The sequence below is a fragment of the Mycobacterium sp. genome, from assembly GCF_035499775.1.
Lineage (GTDB): Bacteria > Actinomycetota > Actinomycetes > Mycobacteriales > Mycobacteriaceae > Mycobacterium.
Window position 1 is genome coordinate 1 of sequence record NZ_DATJYB010000115.1, and the last position, 4287, is coordinate 4287.

Consider the following 4287-nt stretch of genomic DNA (forward strand, 5'->3'; position numbering starts at 1 on the left):
GATCGCCGGGCAAGCGATGCCCAGGTTGCTGGGCGCGCTGCAAGACGCCGGCGTCACCGTGCACCTCGATCCGGACGAGGACCACCTGCGCCGCGAATACCTGTCCATGGACATCGCGGTGGCGGTGGTCAACGACGTCGAAGCCGCGATCGCCCACGTCAACGAATACGGCACCGGGCACACCGAGGCCATCGTGACCACCAATATGGCTGCTGCCCAACGGTTTACCGATGGCGTCGATGCGGCCGCGGTAATGGTCAACGCGTCGACGGCGTTCACCGACGGCGAGCAGTTCGGATTCGGCGCCGAGATCGGCATCTCCACCCAGAAGCTGCATGCCCGCGGCCCGATGGGGCTGTCGGAATTGACGTCGACCAAATGGATCGCATGGGGAGACGGCCAGACCCGTCCGGCCTGACGTGCTTAGGAGAATCAGATTGTGAGTGTGCCCGCCCGGCCCGCGCCGTTGTTCGCGGACATCGATGACGTCTCGCGACGGCTGGCCGAGACCGGCTATCTGGCCGACACCGCCACCGCGACGGCGGTGTTCCTGGCCGACCGGCTCGGCAAACCGCTGCTGGTAGAAGGTCCCGCCGGCGTCGGAAAGACCGAGCTGGCCCGCGCCGTCGCGCAGGCCACCGGGTCGGGTCTGGTCCGGCTGCAGTGCTACGAGGGCGTCGACGAGGCGCGCGCGCTGTACGAGTGGAACCACGCCAAGCAGATCCTGCGGATCCAGGCCGGCTCCGGAGACTGGGAGGCCACCAAGACCGACGTGTTCAGCGAGGAGTTCCTGCTGACGCGGCCGCTGCTGACCGCCATCCGCCGCACCGAGCCCACCGTGCTGCTGATCGACGAGACCGACAAGGCCGACATCGAGATCGAGGGCCTGCTGCTGGAGGTGCTGTCCGACTTCGCCGTGACCGTCCCCGAACTGGGCACGATCACCGCGGAGCGCAAGCCGTTCGCGTTGTTGACCTCCAACGCCACTCGCGAGCTGTCCGAGGCGCTCAAACGTCGCTGCCTGTTTCTGTACATCGACTTCCCCAGCCCCGACCTGGAGCGCCGCATCCTGCTGTCCCGGGTTCCCCAGCTGCCCGAGCATCTGGCCGAGGAGCTGGTGCGGATCATCGGGGTGCTGCGCGGGATGCAGCTCAAGAAGTTGCCGTCCATCGCCGAGACGATCGACTGGGGCCGCACGGTTCTCGCGCTGGGCCTGGACACCATCGACGACGCGGTGGTGGCCGCCACGCTCGGCGTGGTGCTCAAGCACCAGTCCGACCAGCAGCGCGCGGCCGGCGAACTGAGACTGAACTAATGGTCAGCCGCCGCATCCGGCCGGCCCGGCCGCTCGCCCCGCACGGGCTGCCCGGTCACCTGGTCGGGTTTGTGGAAGCGCTTCGCGGAGCGGGGATTTCGGTTGGCCCGTCCGAGACGGTCGATGCCGGACGGGTGATGGCCACCCTCGGCCTGGGCGATCGCGAGGTGCTGCGCGAGGGCATCGCCTGCGCGGTGCTGCGCCGCGCCGACCATCGCGATACCTACGATGCCATGTTCGACCTGTGGTTTCCGGCGGCGTTGGGTGCCCGGGCGGTGGTCTTGGAGGAACAGGCCGGCGCAGGCGAAGGGGATGACGGCCTGCCGCCCGACGACGTCGAGGCGATGCGCCAGATGCTGCTGGATCTGCTCACCGAAAACCCCGATCTCGCCGACATGGACGAGCGGATGGTCGCGATGATCGCGCGGATCGTGGAGGCTTACGGCAAATACAATTCCAGCCGCGGCCCGTCGTTCTCGTCGTATCAGGCGCTCAAGGCGATGGCGCTGGACGAACTGGAGGGCAAGTTGCTGGCGGGGCTCCTGGCGCCGTACGGCGACGAGCCCACACCAACCCAGGAGCAGATCGCTAAAGCCCTTGCCGCGCAGAAGATTTCGCAGCTACGCAAGATGGTCGACGCCGAGACCAAGCGGCGCACCGCAGAGCAACTCGGCCGCGACCACGTCCAGATGTACGGGATCCCACAGCTTTCCGAGAATGTCGAATTCCTGCGGGCGTCCGGTGAGCAACTGCGCCAAATGCGCCGGGTGGTGGCGCCGCTGGCCCGGACGCTGGCGACCAGGCTGGCCGCCCGGCGGCGCCGCAGCCGCGCGGGGGCGATCGATCTGCGCAAGACGCTGCGCAAGTCGATGTCGACTGGTGGAGTGCCGATCGACGTGGTGCTGGCGAAACCTCGCCCGGCGCGCCCGGAGCTGGTCGTGCTGTGCGACGTGTCCGGTTCGGTCGCCGGGTTCAGTCACTTCACTCTGCTGCTGGTACACGCTCTGCGCCAACAGTTCTCGCGTGTCCGCGTGTTCGCGTTCATCGACACCACCGACGAGGTGACCCACATGTTCGGGCCCGAAGCCGACCTGGCCGTGGCGATTCAGCGGATCACCCGGGAGGCCGGCGTGTACAGCCGCGACGGACATTCCGACTATGGCAATGCGTTCGCGTCGTTCGTACAAGCGTTTCCGAATGTGCTGTCGCCGCGCAGCTCGCTGCTGGTGCTCGGCGACGGTCGCACCAACTACCGCAACCCGGAGACCGAGCTGCTGGCCCACATGGTGACCGCCAGCCGGCACGCCCACTGGCTGAACCCCGAGCCCAAACACCTTTGGGGCAGCGGCGACTCCGCGGTGCCGCGCTACCAAGAAGTGATCACGATGCATGAATGCCGCTCCGCCAGCCAACTGGCCACGGTGATCGACCAATTGCTGCCGGTCTGACGCGTGGCGCGGCCATCGGCGTTCAAGTCTGATGAGGCGCGCGCCGCGTACTGCCGCCTGTACGACGAGGCGATCGCGCAGTCCGCAGTGCCCGTCGAGGAATCGGACGTCGAAACCTCTTTCGGTACAACCCATGTCTTGACCGCGGGTGACCCGTCGAAGCCGCCTCTGGTCGCGCTGCACGGCATGGGAATCAGCTCGACGATGTGGCTTCCGCTGCTGCCGGCGCTGACGGCTTCGCATTATGTGCGGATGCTCGACGCCGTCGGCGACGTCAGCAAGAGCGTGGCGACGGCGGTGATGTCCTCGTCCGCCGGGGTGACCAAGTGGATCGATGAATCCCTCGCGCGACTCGGAGTGCAGCGCAGCGCGTTTCTGGGGGCGTCGTTCGGCAGTTGGATGGCGACGAGCTATGCGATCGCGCGGCCCGGGTGCGTGGAGCGACTGGCACTTGTTTGCCCCGCGGGCATCGTCAGTGCACAGCACACCGGATGGATTCTGCGCGGGCTGCTGAACACGCGTATTCGTCCCATTCCCGCGAAGCTCGAGGTGTTCATCGATTCGATGGCCATGGAGCGGACTCGGCCGCGCCTGCGTGCCGACCCATGGCGTCCGGTCGTCCAGCAGCTGATCGTCGGAATGGCGACCTTCCGGCGTGGGGCGCGCGAGGCCCGGCCGGTGCGCTGCAACGTCCAGCAGCTCGCCGCAAGTGGGATCCCGGTCCTGGCACTGATCGGTCGAGACGAGACGCTGCACGACGGGGCGACGGTGGCCGACCGACTTCGTCGACAGCTGCCCAGCGCACACGTGATCTTGGTCAATGACGCCAATCACCTCATCTTCATCGACCAGCAGGATCTGGTGGCCGACGAGCTGCGCGCCTTCCTTGGCCAGTAAAGCCTGATCGCGGGCTCCAGTAAGCTTGCACACCATGCAAAAGCAGCTGCGCAGGCTCGGCGTCATGGGTGGGACGTTCGATCCCATCCATTACGGCCACCTGGTGGCTGCCAGCGAGGTGGCCCACAAGTTCAAGCTGGACGAAGTGGTGTTCGTGCCCAGCGGCCAGCCCTGGCAGAAGGGCCGCCGCCCCGTCTCCGCGGCCGAGGACCGGTACCTGATGACGGTGATCGCCACCGCGTCGAACCCGCGTTTCTCGGTGAGCCGGGTCGACATCGACCGCGCCGGACCCACCTACACCCGGGACACGCTGCGCGATCTGCATGCGCTGAACCCGGATTCCGAGCTGTATTTCATCACCGGCGCCGACGCGCTGGGCTCGATCCTGTCCTGGCAAAGCTGGGCGGAGCTGTTCGAGCTGGCGCGGTTCGTCGGCGTCAGCCGGCCCGGCTACGAACTGCGCGACGAGCACATCACCAGCGTCCTGGACGACCTGCCGGAAGGGGCGTTGACCCTGGTCGAGATCCCCGCCCTGGCGATCTCGTCGACCGACTGCCGGTTGCGGGCCGAGCAGCGCCGCCCGCTGTGGTACCTGATGCCCGACGGCGTCGTGCAATACGTCTCCAA

Annotated in this window: 5 protein-coding genes; all 5 read left to right on the forward strand. The window is 67.3% G+C overall.

Annotation, left to right across the window (positions count from 1 at the left end; genetic code table 11):
• Positions 1-418 (forward strand): aldehyde dehydrogenase family protein (locus VML93_RS08235; protein ID WP_325609502.1); only part of this gene is annotated, 418 nt, incomplete at its 5' end.
• Positions 419-439: 21 nt separating this feature from the next.
• Positions 440-1315, forward strand: coding sequence for a MoxR family ATPase (locus tag VML93_RS08240; protein ID WP_325609504.1), 876 nt, complete (start codon positions 440-442; stop codon positions 1313-1315).
• Positions 1315-2763, forward strand: coding sequence for a VWA domain-containing protein (locus tag VML93_RS08245; RefSeq protein WP_325609506.1), 1449 nt, complete (start codon positions 1315-1317; stop codon positions 2761-2763). Before VML93_RS08240 ends, VML93_RS08245 begins: the two co-directional genes overlap by 1 nt.
• A 3-nt stretch (positions 2764-2766) precedes the next feature.
• Entirely contained in the window at positions 2767-3660 is an 894-nt protein-coding gene (locus tag VML93_RS08250) for an alpha/beta hydrolase (protein WP_325609508.1), read from the forward strand.
• A gap of 64 nt (positions 3661-3724) precedes the next feature.
• A partial coding sequence (gene nadD / locus VML93_RS08255) for a nicotinate-nucleotide adenylyltransferase (protein WP_325609510.1) occupies positions 3725-4287 on the forward strand: 563 nt, incomplete at its 3' end.

Coding starts and splice junctions, on each gene's coding strand:
- VML93_RS08245 (WP_325609506.1), top strand. CDS start 1,315: ATGGTCAGCCGCCGCATCCGGCCGGCCCGGCCGCTCGCCCCGCACGGG.